Annotated in this window: 15 protein-coding genes and 1 pseudogene; 7 read left to right on the plus strand and 9 right to left on the minus strand. The window is 71.9% G+C overall.

The genetic code is table 11. The features are described from left to right. Positions 1-71: 71 nt before the first annotated feature. The 4 genes from ABZU53_RS02385 to ABZU53_RS02400 form a co-directional block, all read right to left on the minus strand. Positions 72-455 carry a zf-TFIIB domain-containing protein gene (locus tag ABZU53_RS02385; RefSeq protein WP_354855770.1) on the minus strand — a complete coding sequence of 128 codons (384 nt, stop codon included), beginning with the start codon at positions 453-455 and terminating at the stop codon, positions 72-74. Positions 456-477: 22 nt separating this feature from the next. Further along, positions 478-1110 (minus strand): phosphoribosyltransferase family protein, encoded by a 633-nt coding sequence (locus ABZU53_RS02390; protein ID WP_355063386.1) that lies wholly within the window; start codon positions 1108-1110, stop codon positions 478-480. A 41-nt stretch (positions 1111-1151) separates the two neighbouring features. Continuing rightward, the gene (locus ABZU53_RS02395) at positions 1152-2492 is read right to left on the minus strand and encodes a glycosyltransferase 87 family protein (RefSeq protein ID WP_355063388.1); all 1341 of its coding nucleotides are present in this window, start codon (positions 2490-2492) and stop codon (positions 1152-1154) included. A gap of 112 nt (positions 2493-2604) precedes the next feature. Then, positions 2605-5061 carry a bifunctional diguanylate cyclase/phosphodiesterase gene (locus ABZU53_RS02400; protein WP_354855773.1) on the minus strand — a complete coding sequence of 819 codons (2457 nt, stop codon included), beginning with the start codon at positions 5059-5061 and terminating at the stop codon, positions 2605-2607. Between the two features lie 600 nt (positions 5062-5661). On the opposite strand from ABZU53_RS02400, the gene ABZU53_RS02405 reads away from it, so the two are divergent. From ABZU53_RS02405 to ABZU53_RS02425, 5 genes are all read left to right on the plus strand, one after another. Continuing rightward, positions 5662-8760 (plus strand): BTAD domain-containing putative transcriptional regulator, encoded by a 3099-nt coding sequence (locus tag ABZU53_RS02405; protein ID WP_355063390.1) that lies wholly within the window; start codon positions 5662-5664, stop codon positions 8758-8760. A 260-nt stretch (positions 8761-9020) separates the two neighbouring features. Further along, positions 9021-9512, plus strand: a complete 492-nt coding sequence (gene moaC, locus ABZU53_RS02410; protein ID WP_354855775.1) for a cyclic pyranopterin monophosphate synthase MoaC — start codon at positions 9021-9023, stop codon at positions 9510-9512. Beyond that, positions 9509-9979: a MogA/MoaB family molybdenum cofactor biosynthesis protein gene (locus ABZU53_RS02415; protein WP_355063392.1), complete on the plus strand. Its 471-nt coding sequence runs from the start codon at positions 9509-9511 to the stop codon at positions 9977-9979. Before moaC ends, ABZU53_RS02415 begins: the two co-directional genes overlap by 4 nt. Positions 9980-10056: 77 nt before the next feature. Beyond that, positions 10057-11313 carry a molybdopterin molybdotransferase MoeA gene (locus ABZU53_RS02420; RefSeq protein WP_355063394.1) on the plus strand — a complete coding sequence of 419 codons (1257 nt, stop codon included), beginning with the start codon at positions 10057-10059 and terminating at the stop codon, positions 11311-11313. After that, positions 11310-11738 (plus strand): molybdenum cofactor biosynthesis protein MoaE, encoded by a 429-nt coding sequence (locus tag ABZU53_RS02425; protein ID WP_355063396.1) that lies wholly within the window; start codon positions 11310-11312, stop codon positions 11736-11738. The genes ABZU53_RS02420 and ABZU53_RS02425 overlap by 4 nt, the downstream gene beginning before the upstream one ends. Before the next feature lie 4 nt (positions 11739-11742). Here ABZU53_RS02425 and ABZU53_RS02430 read toward each other — a convergent pair whose 3' ends face one another. Both ABZU53_RS02430 and ABZU53_RS02435 read right to left on the minus strand, forming a co-directional pair. Beyond that, positions 11743-13188, minus strand: a complete 1446-nt coding sequence (locus ABZU53_RS02430; protein WP_354855779.1) for a glycosyltransferase 87 family protein — start codon at positions 13186-13188, stop codon at positions 11743-11745. 215 nt (positions 13189-13403) lie between these two features. Then, entirely contained in the window at positions 13404-13949 is a 546-nt protein-coding gene (locus ABZU53_RS02435; RefSeq protein ID WP_354855780.1) for a DoxX family protein, read from the minus strand. Positions 13950-14083: 134 nt separating this feature from the next. On the opposite strand from ABZU53_RS02435, the gene ABZU53_RS02440 reads away from it, so the two are divergent. Then, positions 14084-14632: an N-acetyltransferase gene (locus ABZU53_RS02440; protein ID WP_354855781.1), complete on the plus strand. Its 549-nt coding sequence runs from the start codon at positions 14084-14086 to the stop codon at positions 14630-14632. 21 nt (positions 14633-14653) lie between these two features. On the opposite strand, the gene ABZU53_RS02445 is transcribed toward ABZU53_RS02440, so the two are convergent. From ABZU53_RS02445 to ABZU53_RS02455, 3 genes and pseudogenes are all read right to left on the minus strand, one after another. Continuing rightward, positions 14654-15895, minus strand: coding sequence for an ATP-binding protein (locus ABZU53_RS02445; RefSeq protein WP_355063398.1), 1242 nt, complete (start codon positions 15893-15895; stop codon positions 14654-14656). A gap of 133 nt (positions 15896-16028) precedes the next feature. Further along, the gene (locus ABZU53_RS02450) at positions 16029-16484 is read right to left on the minus strand and encodes a hypothetical protein (protein ID WP_355063528.1); all 456 of its coding nucleotides are present in this window, start codon (positions 16482-16484) and stop codon (positions 16029-16031) included. Between the two features lie 331 nt (positions 16485-16815). After that, positions 16816-17271 (minus strand): annotated as a pseudogene (locus ABZU53_RS02455) (flagellar basal body protein FliL); the annotation flags it as partial. Positions 17272-17775: 504 nt separating this feature from the next. On the opposite strand from ABZU53_RS02455, the gene ABZU53_RS02460 reads away from it, so the two are divergent. Beyond that, positions 17776-18780 carry an EamA family transporter gene (locus ABZU53_RS02460; protein WP_355063400.1) on the plus strand — a complete coding sequence of 335 codons (1005 nt, stop codon included), beginning with the start codon at positions 17776-17778 and terminating at the stop codon, positions 18778-18780.

The raw sequence follows: 18780 nt of genomic DNA on the forward strand, positions 1-18780 counted from the left end.
ACGAGTGACGTGCCTCTGAGTCACAGCCGCGACTCAGAGGCATGTCACCTGGGATGACTCCGCGGTCGGGCTCAGCCGAACATCTCGTCGAGGAAGCCCTTGCGCTTCTTGTGCCGGTAGTGCCCGTGGTAGCCCTGGTGCTGCTGACCGTAGGCAGGCGCCGGCGGATAGCCGTGCACGGGCGGCGGGGGCGGCGGCGGGGGGACCGCGCCGTAGCCGGGCTGGTGCTGCGCCGGGGCGGGCGGCGGCGGGTAGCCCCCCGGCTGCTGGACGGGCTGCGGCGGCGGGCCGCCGGCCTGCTGGCGGCTCCAGTTGGCCTCTGCCTCGAACAGCTTCTCCAACTCGCCGCGGTCGAGGAAGATGCCCCGGCACTCCCCGCACTGGTCGATGACGACACCGCTGCGCTCGTATTGACGCATCTCGCCGTGACACTTGGGACAGGTGAGGCTATTCATCACCCGACGGTACCTGGTCGAGCTAAGCGGTTGCTGTGAGCGCGTCGGTGACCTCGTCGTCGGAGACCTCGTGGAAGTCGTCGTAGTAGACGCTCACCGCGCCGAAATCCGACGGGCGCTGCGCGCAGACGACCTGGTCGGCCTCGGCCGCCAGGAGTTCGTACGCCTCCTGCGCGCCGACCGGCACGGCCACCACCACCCGGCGCGCGCCGAGTCGGCGGACGACCTCGACGGCGGCGCGGGCGGTGGCGCCGGTGGCCAGACCGTCGTCGACGATCACGGCGACGCGCCCGGTGAGGTCCAGCGGTGGGCGACCACCCCGGTAGAGCCGCTCGCGGCGCTCCAACTCGACCTGTTCGCGCTGGCTGACCTCGGCGATGTCGTCGCTGCTGAGGCGGCTGGCGATCGCGTCGTTGAGCACCTGCACCCCGCCCGGGCCGAGCGCGCCGAAGGCGACCTCCCGGGCCCAGGGCATACCGAGCTTGCGGACGACCAGCACGTCGAGGGGGGCGCCGAGCCGTTCGGCGACGACCCGGGCCACCGGTACGCCGCCGCGGACGAGGCCGAGGACGACCGTGTCCGGTTCGCCGACGAGGGCGGTGAGCCGCTCGGCGAGCACCCGGCCCGCCTCGGCGCGGTCGCGGTACGTGGTCATGCCTCCAGGTGTACGCCGTGCGGCGGCGTTTCGCCCGCCGGTTAGACCGATGTGGTCCGACCGGGCAGGCGGTCGGGCGTCGGGGTGGTCGGTGCGGCGTCCGGGCTGTGCAGGGCGGGTGCCCAGGCGAGCAGGGCCAGCGGGTACAGCAGGTACCCGAATCGGGTGGAGGGCATCAGCGCGATCGCGGCGAGGAGTCCGTACCCGCAGATCAGCGCGGTGGCGGCGGCCGTGCCCGGCGGGCGGCGCGCGAGTCGGACGGCGATGGCCACGCCGGCCGCCACCAGCAGGGCGGCGGCGATCAGCCGGCCCCCGGGCAGCGTGGCGGCGATCAGCTGACCGGGGAACGGAGACTGCGCCGGGCTGGTGACCAGGCCGTGCCCGAGCGGGAAGCGCAGCACGTTCTCGGTCAGCGCGTCGCGGTCGACCAGCAGGGCCGGGAGCAGGGCGGCGACGGGTAACCCGATCGCGCCGGCCGCGACCCGGGCGCCGGCTCGCCGGGTCAGACCCCAGACGATCAGGACCAGGGCGATCGGCCAGGCGAACAGCTTCAGCGCGCCCGCCAACCCGACCGCGAGGCCGGCCCGGCCGGGCCGACCGGCGGCGGCGAGTGCGAGGGCCAGCAGGCAGAGCGCGAGTACGGGCATGTCGTCACCGCCGGTGGCGAGGGTGAGCGCGCAGATCGGCAGGACGGTGGCGGCCTGCACGCCCCGCAGTAGCGCGGCATCGGACCGGTGCGCCCCGACGAGAGGGCCGCCGACGGTGCCGCGCGCGGCGCGCAGGGTGGCCACGGCCAGGGCGAGCGCCAGCGCGGTGCCCACCGCGAACCACACCCGGGCATCGGTCCACCAGGTGTCGGCGAGTGCCCGGGGCAGGCCGAACAACGCCATGCCCGGTTGGTACGGCGTGTATCCGAGCAGTTGTTCACCGGCCGGCAGGGCGGCGATGGCGTCTCGGCCGAGGTACGGCGTGCCGTGCTCCAGCAGGCGGATGCCGGCCTGCTCGACGACCAGCACCTCCTCCTGCGCGCGGTCGGTGCGTCCGGTGGCCCGCTCGACGCTCTGCCAGAGCACGGGTAGCAGCGCGGTGCTCGCCCACGCGAAACCGGTCACCGCCCAGCGGGCCGGAAGGCCGGCCGGTCGGGTCGCCGGGTTGCGCCGGCGCAGGAGGAGTTGAACGATCACCGCCACCGTCGCGACCAGGTAGCCGACGGCGGCGACCGCACCCCAGGCCCGGTGCGGCAGCAGGGTCGACGTGACCGCGGTGATCGCCGCGAAGACGGCCGACACGGCGTAGAGGCCCAGGTCGAGGGCGAGCCCACCGGCGGCGGTGTCGAGCGTCCGCCAGCGGTGGCGGCGGGCGGTCGGGGCGTCGGCGATCACGAGCGCCAGTCTGGCAGACCTCGCTGCTCACCCGATTGTCCGCGGGGCTCCGGCCGGCCTCGGTCACACCGGCGGCGGCGCCTCTGCTCGCCGTGTCGTGCTCGTGCCCCGCTCAGGCGGGGAGGTGGGGAAGGCGGTCGGGGCGGGAGCGCCCGGCCTGGCGGCGGGTCTGGCTCAGCCGGATCACCGCGCCGGTGTCGTGCAGCGGTGGCGCCAGAGTGCCGGGTTGGCCACCCGACCCGCGCTGCAACGCGGCGAGCAGGGTGCCGGCGGGCATCGGCCGGGCGAAGAGGTGGCCCTGGCCGGCCACGCAGCCCAACTCCCAGAGGGCGCGTCGTTGCGGCTCGCTCTCCACGCCCTCGGCGACCACCGCCAGGTCGAGGCTGCGGCCCAGGTCGAGGGTGGAGCGGATGACGGCGGCGGCCTCGGCCGAGCTCTCCATGGTCGTCACGAAGCTGCGGTCGATCTTCAGCTCGTGCACCGGGATCCGGGAGAGCAGGGAGAGCGAGGAGTAGCCGGTGCCGAAGTCGTCCAGCGCCAACCGCACGCCCTCGTCGCGTAGCCGGCTGAGCACCCGGTCGACCACGTCGAGCTGGCTGAGGGTCAACGTCTCGGTCAGCTCCAGCACCAGCCGGTCGGGCGGAAGGTCGTGGGCACGCAGCCGGGCCAGCACCGAGCCCGGGAAGCGTGCGTCGAGCAGGCTGCGCGGCGACACGTTGACCGCGACCGGTACGTCGAAGCCGGCGTCGCGCCAGTTGGCCGCGGCGATCAGGGCCTGGTCGAGGATCGCCTCGGCGAAGGCCGGCAGCATTCCCGAACGCTCCACCGCCTCCAGGAAACGCAGCGGATCGATCAGCCCGTGCGTGGGGTGGTGCCAGCGGGCCAGGGCCTCCGCGCTGGTCACCTCGCCGGTGCCCAGGTCGACGATCGGCTGGAAGTTGACGATGAACTCGTGGTCGGCCACGGCACGGGGCAGGTCGCCGCCGAGGGTGAGGCGGCTCAGGTCGGCGGTGTCCCGGGTCGGGGCGTACGTGGAGATCCGCTGCCCGGCCCGTTTCGCCTGGTACATCGCGACGTCCGCGCGGCGCAGCAGCTCGGCCATGCCGCCGCTGGCCGGGGCGACGGAGATCCCGCCGCTGGCCTCGACGCTGATCCGCATGCCGTCCAGCTCGAACGGCTCGTGCAGGGCGGCGAGCAGCGTCTCGGCCCGGTGCGCGGCCACCGCGGGGGCCGGCAGCCCGCGCAGGAGTACGGCGAACTCGTCACCGCCGAGGCGGGCCACCAGATCGCTGGACTGGGCGGCCCCGCGCAGCCGATCGGCGACCTGGACCAGCACCTGGTCACCGGCGGCGTGGCCGAGGGTGTCGTTGACCTCCTTGAAGTGGTTGAGGTCGATCAACACCAGTGCGGTCACCCCGTCGGCGTGCCGGGCACTGAGATGCTCGGTGCCCCGGTCGAGGAGGTGCCGCCGGTTCGCGAGGTCGGTGAGCGCGTCGTGGGTGGCGGCGTACGCGTGCTCGTCGGCGACGCGGGCCAGCTCGGCGTACGCCTGGGCGTTGCGGACCGCCGTGCAGAGCGCCGAGGCGAAGGTGCGCAGGGTGTACTGCTCCCGCTCGGAGAGCTGGACCGGCCCACGGAAGCGCAGGCGCAGGACGCCGACGTCGACGGAGCGGTCGTGGCCTTCCAGCGGGGTGGGCACGACGGTGCCGTCCACGTCGGTGGGCGTGCCGGTCGGTCCGTCGAAGGTGATGCCGCCGGTGCCGCCTCGAACGGTGCGGCCACCGTCGCGCAGCTCGATCTCGACCTCGTCGGCGGAGAACAACTCGGCGGCCTGGGTGACGGCGGTGGTGAGCACGTTGTCCAGGTCGACCACGTTGAGCGCGTCGGTGGTGCGGGCGAGCCGCTGCCACGCCTGCTGCTCGGTGCGACCTCGGATGCGCGCGGAGTAGGCCAGGTGCAGGCTCAACATCAGTGGGGGGACGGCAAGCAGCAGTCGGGGGTCCTCGCGGAGGATGAGTAGCGTGCAGACAGCCACGATGAATCGCACGCCGAAGCCGGCGATCCGCAGGTCAAGGTTGTTCAAGAACTGACGGGAGACCGGTGTCCCGGTGGCCAGCGCGATCACCGGGATGGCCAGCAGGTCGTCGAGGAGTGCCGCCACCAGGTAGATCGCCCCGAGCAAGGTGGCCAGCTCGACCACGCCGGCCGGCGGCCACTGCCAGGGGATGGCCAAAGTGGTGATGCCTGCTCCACCAGCCACCAAAATGTTCTTGCTGACTCCGAAGGCCGCCTTGATCATCGGCAGCTTCATGATGGCTGATGCGATACCGACGCCAGCCCCGGTCGCCAGTACCACCCAGGCGGGTGGTGCCACGGCAAGCCCTATCACGATCGCCGTCTCGACCCAGGTGATGCCGTGTGTGGTCGAGCGAATTCGGATAGGTGCCATGACGATCGTGCCAAGCGCAGTCATGAAGGTCAGCGCTACGAATGTCGCACCGTCGCCTACCGAGACGGGGCGACGGGTCAACACGTTGGCCCCAGCGATGACTGTGGGAACGATTGCCATGACCACGATGAGACCGACGAGCAGCAGAAGCGACCGATCTGCCCGGGGACTCTGCGGTGACACCTGGCTCATGAAGCTCCTGTCGTCGCCCACAGTTACCTGTTGACGACAGGAGCTTACCGCTCAGTGCTACTTCGATGTCAGAACCAGTCGCTGCCGCGCATTGCATGCTCCCTCCACTCGTCCGGCCGTTTCCGTATTCCGGATCCGTTCTCGTGATGGGAGCCTAAGAGGAGTTAGGCAGTTTTAGTAGCGATAAATGTCGGTATACGCAACATTAGCCAAGCCAGCGGCCTTTGTGACGGTCTGTCCATGCCACCTGAGCGGAGCGCGGTCGTGCTGCACTCGCGATCCGCAGCTTGCGCGCTGCTGAGAGGCTATCGGCGTTGTCGCCTCCTCCCTAGTGTGGCCAGGATGTGCGCCTGGCCTCATCCGTCAGTTTGGGCTCAGGGTCAATCCGGTCGGACGGAATCTGCTCTCCGTCGCCTGGTCGGTGTGGATTTGGGGTGTCTCGTTGGGGGGTTGGCGTGCATTCTGACCACCGTTAACCTTCCCCAGTGTGATCAGCTAGACACCGATAGACGCGAATTCGGAGGGCCGGTGGAGATCAACCTGCTGGGTGGCCTGGAGGTGCTGCTTGCCGACCACAAGTTGCACCTGGGTACGCCCAAACAACGGGTAATCTTCGCGATGCTCGCGGTCCAGCCAGGCCAGTTGGTGACGTTGTCCGGCCTCATAGACGAGCTGTGGGCCGACCGTCCTCCGCGTTCCGCTGTGGCGAATGTGCGGACCTATGCGGCCAATCTTCGCCGGGAGTTCGAGACGTTAGCGCTCGCGGACGCGACTCTCGTGCGGCAGGGGAACGGCTATCGCCTCGCCTTGCGGCCGGATGTGATCGACGTCTTCCGCTTCCAGGACGAGCTTTACGCTGGCCGGGATGCTCTGGGCGCCGGCGACCTGTCGCGTGCGTCGGAACTGCTGGGCCGCGCTTTGGTGCGGTGGCAGGGTCCCATGCTCGCCGGCATCCCGCTTGGGCCCGTCCTGACGGCTCGAACCGTCGCTGCGGAGGAGGAGCGTCTTCTGGCCGTGGAACTCCTCGCCGAGGTTCATCTGCGATCCGGGCGGGATGATCTCGCAATTCCGTCACTGCGCGCGGTGACTGCCCTTCATCCGCTCCGAGAGCCGACATACCTCCTTCTCATGCGGGCCCTGCACGAGCGCGGTGACAACGCGGAGGCGCTTGTCGCGTATGACGAGATTCGCAGGCATCTGATGACGGAGCTGGGGGTGCGCCCGGGGGCCAACCTCGAAAAGTTGCGGCGCAGGATCCTCACCGAGGCGCCGAGCCGGGAACCCGTCGTCACCGGCCTGAGCAAAGGCACGGCTGGGCGCCTTGCTGGGTCCCCACCAGGACCGGCGGGTGACCCGACGACGAAGCAGATGCCCACAGTCGCAGCGGTGGATCATCTGCCTCGTTCGGTCACCGACTTCGTTGGTCGGGAGGCCGTCGTGGCCAGGCTGTTGGCGGAGACGCGGCGTGTCGAGGATCGCGTACCGGCCGTGCACGTCATCGACGGAATGGCCGGCAGCGGCAAGACAACACTTGCCGTGCACCTGGCCCGCCGGCTGAGCGATCGGTACCCGGATGCCCGTTTGTACGTCGACCTGCGGGGGCATGGCGAGAAGGACCTGATTGGACCGGCGTCGGCTCTTGTCGTCCTGCTTCGCCAGCTTGGGGTGCCGCCTGAGCGGGTGCCGGTTGACCTCGACGACAGGACGGAACTCTGGCGACGCGAACTGGCCCGCTGGAGGTCGGTGATCATTCTGGACAACGCCGCCAGCAGCGACCAGATCCTGCCGCTTCTGCCGATCGAGCCCACCGCCGTCGTGCTGGTGACGTCTCGACGCCGACTCACCCACCCGGACCTCGGCGCGTCGCAGTCCCTGCCGGTCATGTCGTCTGGAGAGGGCGTCGACCTGTTGGCTGCGAGTGTGGGGCGGGAACGGGTCGACGCCGAGCCGGAAGCAGCGGTCGAGGTGGTCCGGCGGTGCGGCCATCTTCCTCTGGCGATTCGGCTGGCCGGCGCCCGGCTGGCGCACCGACGTGGTTGGCGCTTGGCGGATCTCGCGGCACAGATGGCCGGCGCGGCGTCGGTTCTCCCTCATCTGGCCGGGGAGAACAGCACAGTCACCGGTGCGTTCGCCGCCTCCTACGAACCTCTCCCCGAGTCGACCAAGCGGGTCTTTCGCTTTCTGGGTCTGTACCCCGGTAGCCGGTTCAGCCCAACGGCGGTCGCGGCACTGACCGGGCTGACGGTGGCGGAAGCTCACGCGGCTCTCGACGACCTCACCGACAGGCACCTGGTGGAGGATCTGAACTCCAGGCAATACGGATTGCACGACCTCATGCGCCAGTACTCCGTCGAGCTATGCCTGTACGTCGATTCGGCGCAGGACCGCTGGTCAGCCCTGGCCCAACTGCTCGACTTCACCCTGGCAGCGGCACTGCGGATTGCTGAGATTATCGAGCCCGTTGTCATCGAAAGCCAGGTCAGTCATCTCCCGTTCGGTCGGCCTGAATTGCTGGAGGCTCTTGGCGAGCCGAGCGCCGAGTGGTTGGAAGCCGAGCGGGCGGACCTGGTGACGATGGTGGCGTCGGCACATGAGGCGGGCTTCCACGAGCACGCCTGGCGGCTGGCTCGTGCCCTGTGGCGATTCTGCTACATCCGCGGATACTTCGAGGACATCATCGTGACCCACCAGCAGGGGCTGGCAGCGGCAGAGGCGACGGGCAACGCCGAGTCGACGGCGCTGATGCAGAACTACCTGGCCTCCGCTTACGTCCGGACCGGCGACAACCGAGAAGCCCTGAAACATCTGACCCGCGCGGTCGAGCTTTCCAAGGAATCCCGGGACGTGCTGAACACGGCTCGCTACCAGGCCAATCTTGCCCCGGTCCACTACTGGAGCGGCAATCTGACCGAGGCGGTGGCACTCGGTATGGAACATCTGCGTGACTACCGGGGCTACGGCAACGCAGGAGCGCCGAACGCGTTACCGAACGTTGGTATCGCCCTCACGTCACTGGGCCGTTACGAAGAGGCGTTATGGATTCACCGGCGTCACCTGGCCTGGGCCCGAACCAACTCGAACGAGTTCCACGTGCTCAACGCTCTCAGCCATATCGGATCGGTACGCACCCGAATGGGAGATTTCCATCAGGCGATCAGGATCCTCAGGGCCTCGCTGGCGCTTCGCGACCGCACCGGCCACCGCTACGGCGAGGCAGAGGTACGCCTCGACCTCGGCATCGCCTACCGCGGTCTTGGTCGCTTGGCGGAGGCCAAGCAGGAGCATGAGTTGGCTCGGACCCTCGCGGTCGGTTCGGGCGAGCGGCATGTCGAGGCCGCGGCGTTGAACGAACTGGGCCGCACGCTGCGGGCACGCGGGCGGGACCGTGCGGCAGCCGAGATGCACCGCGAGGCCCTGCGGTTGGCGACGCGGATCGCACACCCGCACGAGCAGGGGCGTGCACTGGCGGGCCTCGCGGAGCATTTCAAGGCTGTCGACCCGGCCGAGGCCCGGCGGCACTGGGAGCGGGCGTTGGCGATCTTCCGTCGGATGGGCGTACCGGAACGCCTCGATGTCGAGCGCCGCCTCGCCGAACTGGCTGCCAGTGTCGTCGATGCGGGGTGCTGACCTGCGCGAACGTCGCTTATCGATTTCTTATCGCCGGGCCCGGTAGCTTCTGGAGCGTATCGGCGAACGGGGGAGGTTCTGCCCGTGGGCAGAACCGGGTCGTCGACACGCGCCCGCCGCCAGGTCCCCCCAGCGACCTCGGCGGCGGGTCCAGCGAGGGAAGGGGCGCGGCCCGGTGAGCGCTGTCGCACCCGGCGAATGCCGGGCCGCCGCCCCTTCCGAGCCCCGGTGCGTCGTACCGCGACGATAGGCTCACGGCCGTGACCGAACCCGCGCAGCTCAGCCACGTCGACCGTGCCGGCGCGGCCCGCATGGTCGATGTCTCCGCCAAGCCGGTGACCGGCCGGGTGGCCGTCGCGGCGGGCCGTTTGCGCACCACGCCCGAGGTCGTCGACCTGCTGCACCGCGACGGGTTGCCCAAGGGTGACGCGCTGGCGGTCGGCCGGCTCGCCGGCATCATGGGGGCCAAGCGCACTCCGGAGCTGATCCCGCTCTGCCACCCGATCGCCCTGCACGGTGTCACCGTCGACCTGCGGCTGACCGCGGACACCGTGGAGATCACCGCCACCGCTCGCACGGCGGACCGGACGGGAGTCGAGATGGAGGCGCTCACCGCGGTCGCGGTCGCCGGCCTGGCGCTGATCGACATGGTCAAGGCGGTCGATCCGGCGGCCTCGGTGGAGGCGGTCCGGGTGCTGCGCAAGGAGGGCGGCAAGACCGGCGAGTGGGTCCGGCCGGAGGATCGGCCGTGATCCAGGCCCGGGTGATCGTGGCGTCCAACCGGGCCGCGGCCGGCGTCTACGCCGACACCAGCGGCCCGCTGCTCGTCGCCGGCCTACGCGAGTTGGGCTGTCAGGTCGACGAGCCGGTGGTGGTGCCCGACGGCGAGCCGGTCGGCGCCGCCCTGCGGGACGCCCTCGGCGACGGTGTCGACGTGGTGCTGACCAGCGGCGGCACCGGGATCACCCCGTCCGACCGGACGCCGGACGTGACCCGGGCTCTGTTGGACTACGAGATCCCCGGCATCGCCGAGGCGATCCGGTCGCACAGTCGCGAGCGGGTGCCCACCTCGGTCCTGTCCCGGGGCCTGGCCGGGGTGGCCGGCCGGATGCTGGTGGTCAACCTGCCCGGCTCGACCGGCGGCGCCCGGGACGGGTTGGCCGTGCTCGGGCCGATCCTCGGCCACGCCGTCGACCAGCTTCGCGGCGGCGACCACTGATCGGTCCGCGCCGGCGACCACCGGCCGGTCCGCGCCCAGGCCCGGCGGGCGTCGGTCCGCCCCGATAGGCTCGGTCGGTGAGCACGGAAACCGCACCAACCGCGGGCCGGGTCGCCGCGCCCCCGCCGGCAGGGTGGGAGGAGGCACGGTCCCGGGTGTACGCGGTGGGTCTGGCCGCCGCGCTGCCTGCCGTCGCCCGGCCGTTGGTCGACACCGACGGGCTGACCCTGGCTGAGCCGCTGACCACCCGCACCGACCTGCCCGCGTTCCCCACCTCCAGCGTGGACGGCTGGGCGGTGCGCGGCACCGGGCCGTGGCGCGTCGTCGGGCGGGTGCTGGCCGGCAACACCCCCACGCCACTCGCCGAGGACGGCACGACCGTCGAGATCGCGACCGGGGCCATGGTGCCCGAGGGCGCCACCGCCGTGCTGCGCATCGAGGAGTCCACCGTCACGGGCGGCCTGGTCAGCGGCACGCCCCGGCCGACGCCGGAGTGGCGTCAGCCGGGCGAGGAGGCGTACGCCGATGAGGAGCTTCTGCCGGTCGGCACGCCGGTCGACCCGGCGGTGATCGGCCTGGCCGCCTCCTGCGGGCACGACACGCTGCGGGTCCGGCGGGCGCCGCGCGCCGCGCTGCTGGTCTTCGGTGACGAGTTGCTCACGTCCGGTCCGCCGGGGGCGGGCCGGGTGCGCGACGCGCTGGGCCCGGCGGTGCCCGCGTGGCTACGTCGGTACGGCTGCCACGTCCGCCCGTCGGACGTGGTAGGCCCGGTCGCCGACACGCTGCCCGCGCACGTGGCGGCGGTGCGCGCGGCGCTGACCAGCGCCGACCTGGTCTGCACCACCGGTGGCACGATGTACGGCCCGGTCGACCACCTGCATCCGACCCTGGAGGCGCTGGGCGCCGACTACGTGGTCAACACGGTGGCGGTCCGGCCCGGCTTCCCGATGCTGCTGGCCCGGCTGGCCGATCACGACGGGCGGGTCCGGTTCGTCGCCGGCCTGCCGGGCAACCCGCAGTCCGCCATCGTCGCGCTGGTGTCACTGGTCGCGCCGCTGCTCGCCGGGCTCCAGGGTCGCTCGATGCCGGTGTTGCCCCAGGCCACGCTGGCCGAGGCGGTGCCCGGGCGCGGCGATCACACCCATCTCGCGCTGGTCCGCCTGGACCGGGCCGCCGGCACGGCGTACCCGGTGCGGCACGTCGGGTCGGCGATGCTGCGCGGGCTCGCGGGCGCTGACGGGTTCGCCGTCATCCGACCGGGCACCAACGGTGCGCAGGGTGATCGGGTGCCGATCGTGCCGTTGCCGCTGCTGCCCGGGGAGCGGGCGTCGTGACCGCGCCGGCGATCACCGTCGTCGAGGTCACCGACCAGCCCCTCGACCTCGCCGCGCACGAGGCGGCGGTGGCCGACCGCCGGGCCGGCGCGGTCGTCTCCTTCCAGGGCGTCGTACGCGACCACGACCACGGGCGTCCGGTGGTGAGCCTGGAGTACGAGGGGCACCCGAGCGCCGCGCAGGTGCTGCGCGAGGTGGCCGCCGAGATCGCCGCCGATCCCGACGTCTACGCGGTGGCCGTCTCGCACCGGGTCGGGCCGCTGGCCATCGGTGACGTGGCGCTGGTCGCCGCGGTGAGCACCGCGCACCGCGCCGCGGCCTTCGCGGCCTGCGCCCGGCTGGTCGACGAGGCCAAGGCCCGGTTGCCGATCTGGAAACGGCAGGTCTTCGCCGACGGCACCGAGGAATGGGTCAACTGTCCCTGACCGCTCAGCGGCGGCCGTTGACCAGTACGGCCCGAGCGAGCCGTTCGCCGTAGAACGCCGGCTCGGCGCCGGGCCGCCAGGGCAGCGCCGCGACCAGCACGATCAGCGCGAGGGCCAGCGAGTTCTCCATCAGCGCCCCGAACAGACCGTCCTGGTAGTGCGACACCTCCGGCAGTTGGTGCTCGTACGGCCAGATGGGCGAGATCAGGAAGAGCAGGTAGAGGCCGAGGGCGGCGACGCCGTGCCGGAACCCGGTCAGCGTGGGGTACCAGATCGGCGGGCGAAGACCGTTGAGCCCGCTCAGGCCACCGAATGCGGCGCCCTGGCCGGTGCGCTGCCCCAGACCCCTGCTCGCTTCCCGTCGACGGACGGCGGCGTCGGCCAGCACGATGATCGCCGGGATCACCCAGATGAGGTGGTGCGTCCAGGAGATCGGGCTGATCACGTTGGCGGTCAGGCCGACAAGCGTGAACGCGGTCAGCTCGTCACCGTCGGCGCGCGAGCTGGCCGCCCGGGACAGACCCACCGCCAGGATCAGCACCGAGAAGGCGAGCCAGAGCAGCCCGGGAGTCTCGATCGAGTCGTACAGCCGGGCCAGCAGGCCGGCGAGCGACTGGTTCGGCGTCATGTCGGCCGCGCCGACCCGCTCGGTCTGCCAGAGCACGCTGCCGAAGTACGTCCGCGACTCGTCGCCGACGATCGCGAAGGTCCCGATCGTCACGCCGATCGTGGTGCCGATCGCGGTGGCCGCCACCCGCCACTGGCGGGTGATCAGCAGGTAGGCGATGAACAAGGCCGGGGTGAGCTTCACCGCCGTGGCCAGGCCGATGCCGGCACCCGCCCAGGCGCCGCCGTAGAGGAAGCGCAGCAACGGGCCGTCGGTCGCGGCGTAGTGGGTGCCTCGGCGCGAGCGCCACCGCAGCCCGATCAGATCCGCCATGATCAGTGCGAACAGCAGGAGGTTGACCTGGCCGTAGCCCAGCGTCTCCCGGCTGGGCTCGATGGCGAGCGCGAGCGGCACCGCCAGGGCCACGGTGAACCACAGTGGCCAGGCCAACCGGTCCACGATGGGGCGCAGCAGTCCGGCCAGCACCAGTGTCAGCGTCGCGATGCTGGCGAGGGCGTTGACCATCCCCGCCGCGTCGATCGGCAGCTGCGCCATGGGCAGCATGACGAGCCCGGCGAACGGCGGGTAGGTGAAGCCGAGCGTGGTGCCGGGCGCGATGAACTCGTAGAGCTCATGACCGCTCGCCCACCACACCACCGCACCGTGGTAGATCTTCATGTCGAAGAAGTTGTACGGTCGCCCGAACTCACCGATGGCGAGCCATGCGGCATAGGCGACGGCGGCCACGATGGCGCCCCGTACGACGTTCCTGCGATCGATCCCCCGCGTCATGCGTTGAACTGGGGCGACGCGGTCCGCCCGTCTACCGACAGCCGTCGGCATGGCGTGGCCACCCCCGTACCAAGGTCGTCCTACCCGTCCAGGTCCTGCACGGAGCCTAGAACGGCGCCTCACGTCAGTGCCTCCCGCGTTATGCGACCGTGTCCGATCCCACACATGTTTTTGACATTTCCACCGCGTTAACGCCTACCGGGTGGTTCAGGTAATTCGTCGCCTTAGCGGGGGGTGGGGGTGACACCGAAGCAGATCGAGGCAGGTCAGCCGGGAAGTCGACGCGCGGTGGCCGCTGACCGGACGGCGATCCGGGCCTCGCGGCGGGCGGTGCGGACGGCGCGCTGCATGGAACGTCGAGAGTGGCCGATGCGGTGACCCGTACGCCAGCGGATGCCCGGCTTGCCACCGGTGTCGGCGGCGGCGAGCAGGAGGCCGCCGAAGAGCCCGAGATTCTTCAGGGTGTGGATCTCGTTGTTGTTCTTGGCGATCGGGTCGTCGTTCTTCCAGAACGGATGCCCGGCGAGGGTGACCGGCACCAACGTGCCGGCGAGAACCAGCGCGGCGGGCCGGCTGAACCGCCCGGTGGCCAGCATCAGCCCGGCGCCGACCTGCACCGCCGCGTTGAGTCGGATCAACGTCTCGGTCTCGGTGGGGAAGTTCGGGTGCGCCTTCTGCAGGAGCGGCGCGACCCGGTCGGTGACCGGCTTGGCGGTCTCCGCGAGCCGGTGCGGGTTGCGGAAATTGCGGTACCCGCTGACCACGAAGATGCCGCTCAGCATGGCGCGGGCAAGGGAGCGTACGGGCGTCATGGATCAGTCATACCCCGTCGGGGCGTTTGCTACCCCGGCAACCGCCGGATCCGGATCGGCCGATGTGCACGTGCGCCACGCCGATTCGAGCGACCATCGCTGATGGACGGGCCGTCACGGGTAACGTCGCGCGGGTGACGACGCTGCGGCTCCGCCCCGAAGGTCCGGCCGATACCGGCCCGGTGCGTCGGGTGCTGGCCTCGGCGTTCGCCCGACCGGAGGTGCAGACGCCGCCGGAGGTGGGGCTGGTCGACGACCTGCGCGGCACCGACGCCTGGCTGCCCGAGCTGGCCATGGTTGCCGAGTACGGCGGCGAGGTCGTCGGATACTCGCTGCTCACCCGGGTGCGGGTGCGGCCCGATCGCGGTGCCGTCGCGCCGGCCCTGGCGCTCGGGCCGGTGGCGGTCGCGCCGCACCGACAGCGGGTCGGGCACGGCAGCGCGGTGGTGCAGGCCGCGCTGGACGCCGCCACCGAGCTGGGCGAGCGGCTGGTCGTGGTCCTCGGTGACCCGGCGTTCTATCGCCGCTTCGGCTTCGGGCCGGCCGCGGAGCTGGGCCTCACCAGCCCGTGGGCCGGGCTCGGGGAGCCCTGGCAGGCGCTGGTGCTGCCGCCGTCCACCAGCGAGGAGGGTCCACCGCCGCGTGGTGAGGTGGTCTTCCCGGCGCCCTGGTCCAGGGTCTGAACGCGCTGGCGGGCGCGGCGGTCAGGTTGGCTGGGTGCGCAGGTACCGGCCGAAGTGCGGAACGGTGAAGGCCACCGTGCCCCGTTCGCCGGAGTAGATGAGCCCCTTCTTGATCAGCGCGTCGCGGGCCGGGGAGAGGCTGGCCGGCTTCCGGCCGAGAGCGCGGGCGATCTCGGCGGTGGGCACCGCGGCGTCCATGTCGTCACGGGCCACGCCGCCGGACTCGCCCTCCACCAGGGACAGCGTGGCCATCGCCCGCATGTATTCGCGCTCGGCCGGGGTGGCTCGCTCGAACCGGGAGCCGAAGAAGCCGACCGCCAGCTCGGCCTCGGCCTCGGGGGCGGCGACCCGGACGTCGGCGGCGGTGATCGGCGACCGTGGCGCATGATCCCAGGTCGCCTTCCCGTACGCCTGGACGAAGTACGGGTAGCCGCCGGACTTCTCGTAGAGCAGGTCGAGCGCCTTCTGCTCGTACTCCACCTCCTCGCGCTCGGCCGGCGCGCAGAGCGCCTGGTCGGCGGCGATCCGATCGAGCCGGTCGATGCGCTGGTAGCGGAAGAGCCGCTCCGAGTACGACTTGGCGGCGCTGAGCACGGCCGGTAGGTGCGGTAGCCCGGCGCCGACGACGATCAGCGGCGCGCCGATCTGGGACAGTTCGTGGCAGGCGGCGCAGAGCGCGGAGACGTCCTCCGGCCCGAGGTCCTGCATCTCGTCGATGAAGAGCGCGACGCCGGTGCCCACGTCACTGGCCACGGCTGCGGCGTCGCTGAACAGCTCGACCAGGTCGATCTCGATGTCTCCGGAGTCGGCCCGGCCACTGGCGGCGGGCACGTCGATGCCGGGTTGCCACCGGTCGCGCAGCTTGGACGGGGTCCCGGCGCGGCCGGTCGGTGTGGACCGCTGGGCGAACGCCTTGAGCACCCCGAGGAAGGCGTCGATCCGGTCCGGGGCGCGGTGCCGGGGGGCGAGTTCGCGGACCGCCATGTGCAACGCGGCGGCGACCGGGCGGCGCAGTGACTGGTCCGGCCGGGCCTCGATCTTGCCGCTGCCCCAGAGCCGGTTGATCGCCTGGGAACGCAGGGTGTTCAGCAGGACGGTCTTGCCGACGCCGCGCAGGCCGGTGAGCATGAGGCTGCGTTCGGGCCGACCGCGGGCGATGCGCTCCAGCACGATGTCGAAGACGTCCAGTTCCCGCCCCCGCCCGGCGAGTTCGGGCGGGCGCTGGCCGGCGCCAGGGGCGTACGGGTTGCGGACCGGATCCACGCATCGCAGAGTATCGGGCCCTCTAGCTGCGAAGCTAGATATGGATAGATGAGGCTACCGGCGTGTTGCGGCCGTCGAGATAAAACTAGGGCTGTCTAGCGTCCACGCTAGACAGCCCTAGTTTGCGCAAGGATCACCGCTTCTTCAGGCAGAGCACGTAATCGAACACGTCGATCGCGTTGTCGTGCACGTAGTTCGCGGTCGCCTGCGGCGCGAGCGTCTCGCACCGGTCCCCGTCGGTGGTCGCCGGGATGCGCAGCAGCACCTGGTAGGTGTTCGGGCCGCACGGCACCTTGCGCAGGTCCGCGTCGTCCTCGCTGCCGTCGTTGACCACGCAGTCCCCCTTGGCGAACTCCTCCTCGTCCGGGGATGGCAGGACGGGGCTCGGGGCGTCACTGGGCAGGCCCGGCGGGACGACGGGTGCGCTCAGCGACGGGGCTGGTGCGGCAGAGTCGCTGTCGCTGTCGGCGACCTTCCACGCCGCCCAGCCGACGAGGCCGAGACAGGGACAGAGCAGGAGCAGGACCACCAGCGCGACGATGAGGGCGATCTTCCCGCCGCTCCTTCTCGCCGGCGGGGCGGGTGGCATCCCGTACCCGCCGGGCGCCTGCGGAGGCCACGGCGCCGCCGTCTCGCCGGGTGCGGGCCCGGCGGGTGGGAACGGGCCCGGCGGTGCGTCCCACTCCGAGGGCTGCGGCGGCGGACCCCACTGCGCCGGCTGCGGCGGGGGACCCCACTGCGCCGGCTGCGGCGGCGGGCCCCACTGCGGTGGCTGCGGTGGCGGCGGACCCCACTGGGGGACGGTCGGGTCGACCGGGGGCGGGCCATCGGGGCCGGTCGGCGGGCGCTGGTACGGGTCGTCCGGCTGCCCGGAACCCGATGGTCCGTAGGTCGTCATGTCATCCCCAGGGGGTGGGTGGTCAGCGCTGCTTCAGGCAGAGGACGAAGTCGAGGGTGTCCAGCTCGCTGTCGAAGAAGTACCAGTTGGTGTAGCCGTCGACCTTGGCGCACTTGGCCTCGGCGTCGCGTTCGCCGCTGGTCGCGCCGTCGATCCGGCGCAGCACCTCGTACGACTTCGCTGTGCAGCCGCTGATCAGCAGCTTGGGCTTGCCGCCGGCCGCCCCGTCGTTGCGCACGCACTGGCCGACCTTGACGAACCGCGGGTCGGCCGACGACTCCGGTGCGGCGGCGCTCGGCACCGGCTCGGCCGGCTCGGTCACGTCCGCGCTTGGCGCCCCGACACCGGCCGAAACGGTCGGCGCGGCCACCGGGGCGGCCGGGTCGTCGGACCGGCCGAGAAACCAGTACGCGCCGCCACCGGCCAGCGCCAGCAGCACCACGACGGCCACCACAGCGATCAGCGGCCCTCTGCCGCGTCCGGACGGGTCGGGTGCGGGGTCACCGCCGTACGGGCCGTCGTCGGGCCGGTACGGCTCTCCGCCGTACGGGGGGTTCGCCGCGGCCGGCGGGTACGCGCCACCGTAGGGCGCCCCGGTCTCCCCGCCGTACCGCCCGCCGCCGTAGGGCGCCCCGGACGGCTCGGCCCCGTACGGTGTCCCGCGCTCCCCGCCGTACGAGGGCCCCGCACCGTAGGGCCTCGCCGGTACGCCGCCGTACGGACCGTCCCCGTAGGACCCGGGGCGCTCCGCAGGGGCGGGCGGGTAGGCCTGGACCGTCGGCGGGTAGGGCTCGGGGCCCGACGGATAGGGCTGCTGCGGCGGCCGGCCGGGCGTCTCGTCGGGCCGTTGCCCACGCCACGGGCCTCGAAAGCCCTCACCCGGTGGTCCGTAGTTCGTCATGCCGCCCTCCTGCACATCTGGTGAGAGGCCGGCCACCAATGCGCGACGCCGACTCCGAGGTCACCGTAGCGTGGTCCACCGATGAGCTCATCTCCACCGAGCGCCGCCGCCCTGCCCGGCCGCCGCGCCGCCGCCAAGCCAACCCTGGTCTGGACCGCGTTGATCGTGGTCTACCTGCTCTGGGGCTCCACCTATCTGGCCATCCGGGTCGCGGTGGAGACGCTGCCGCCGCTGCTGTCGGCCGCCCTGCGGTTCGCCGTCGCCGGCCTGGTGCTGGCGGTGGTGCTGCGGTTGCGCCGAGGGCCGGGCGCGCTTCGCGTGCAGCGTCGGCAGCTCGGCTCCGCCGCGCTGGTCGGTGTGCTCCTGCTCGCCGGTGGCAACGGCCTGGTGGTGCTCGCCGAATCCGGGCCGCCCGGGGTGGCGGTGCCGTCCGGAATCGCCGCGCTGCTGGTGGCGACAGTGCCGCTGCTCGTGGTGCTGCTGCGCTCCGCCACCGGTGACCGGCCCCCGGTCTGGACGTTCGCCGGGGTCACGTTCGGCTTCGTCGGTCTGGTCCTGCTGGTGCTGCCCGCCGGCAGCGCGGACGCGGTCCCGCTGGTCGGCGCGCTGACGGTGGTGGTGGGAGCCATCGCGTGGTCGGTCGGGTCGTTCCTGTCGGGACGGATCCGGGTGCCCGCCGACCCGTTCGTCGGCACGGTGTACCAGATGGTGGCCGGCGCGGTGGCGCTGGCCGTTGTCGCCGCCGGCCGGGGCGAGCTGAGCGAGTTCCACCCGGCGGCGGTCAGCACCCGGTCCTGGCTGGCGTTGGGCTACCTCATGGTGGCCGGCTCGCTGGTGGCCTTCACCGCGTACGTCTGGCTGCTGCAGAACGCGCCGATCTCGCTGGTCTCGACGTACGCGTACGTGAACCCTGCGGTCGCGGTGGCGCTCGGGGCGCTGCTGGTGGCCGAGCCGATCACCGGGCGGGTGCTGCTCGGCGGGGCGGTCATCGTCGCCGGGGTGGCCCTGGTGGTGAGCACGGAACGCCCGCGTCGGGCGGGCACGGGATCACGAACGGGGACCGCATCGACGGCGGACCGGCGGTAA

Source organism: Micromonospora sp. NPDC005194 (assembly GCF_040608335.1).
GTDB lineage: Bacteria > Actinomycetota > Actinomycetes > Mycobacteriales > Micromonosporaceae > Micromonospora.